General features: G+C 51.6%; 2 protein-coding genes. Both read left to right on the forward strand.

Features of this window, described 5'->3' with window-relative positions:
• The coding region (locus RH88_RS08080) for a phage portal protein family protein (protein ID WP_005594862.1) at positions 1–449 on the forward strand (449 nt) is incomplete at its 5' end.
• Positions 442–972 (forward strand): phage head morphogenesis protein (locus RH88_RS08085; RefSeq protein ID WP_005594863.1); only part of this gene is annotated, 531 nt, incomplete at its 3' end. The genes RH88_RS08080 and RH88_RS08085, both read left to right, overlap by 8 nt.

A 972-nucleotide genomic window follows, 5' to 3' on the forward strand; every position in this document is an offset into this window, starting at 1 on the left:
ACGCGATTGATACCGAGAAGTGGATCAAGAACGTGGGTGAAATGGTTGACCGTGGTCTTGTGGTGGCGCAAACCGATATCTATGAACGCTTAAAGCTCAAGATGCCGGACGATAAGACCAAGGCGGTACTTGTGCCTAAAGATATCGCCAGTGCCGTACAACCTGTGACGGATGCACCTCAAGAGGTTGCCACCAATCGACGCCTTGCCCTTAACCGCAAAGACAACGAAGAAGATGTGCTACCTGACCAAGACGAATGGAGCAATATTGCTGATGCCTTGGCATCTCCTATCTTTGACGCCGTGCAACAAGCGCAAAGCTACGAAGAGCTGCAAGCCGCGCTTGATGCACTCAGTGCCAGCAATGACGATGATTCACTCATACCATTGATTGAGAGCCTAACGCAAGCCACATTCAATGCAAGGCTCAAGGGTGAGCTCAATGGATGAGCTGGCTCAAGAGATACGGCGCTACCTGTTATCAAAGGGCATTCAAACCACCTTTGATTGGCGCGAGATGCTAGAGGAAGAGCACGACTTTAACTTTACCGTCGCCAAGATGAACCAGGTTGAACTCTTAACCCAGACGCACCTCTTGGTCGCCCAAGCGATTGGCGAAGGCATGAGTTATGAGCGCTTTGCTAAGCAGCTCAAGCCGATGTTGGTTGAGCAAGGTTGGTGGGGAGTTCAGGCAATGACTGACCCATGGTCAGGGGATGAGCAAATCGTTCAGCTAGGCAGTACGCGGCGCATGAAGGTGATATACGAAACCAACATGCGCACCGCTTACGCCTATGGTCAGTATCAACGCTCTGAGCGAGTGAAAGATACACAGCCCTATTTTGTCTATGAGTTAGGCCCAAGCAGCGTGCACCGCCCTGAGCATGTCAGCTGGGCGGGCGTCATGCTCCCCATTGACCACAGTTTTTGGTCTACCCATTACCCGCCTAATGGTTGGGGTTGTAAATGTCGT

It is taken from the genome of Vibrio scophthalmi LMG 19158 (assembly GCF_000222585.1).
Classification (GTDB): domain Bacteria; phylum Pseudomonadota; class Gammaproteobacteria; order Enterobacterales; family Vibrionaceae; genus Vibrio; species Vibrio scophthalmi.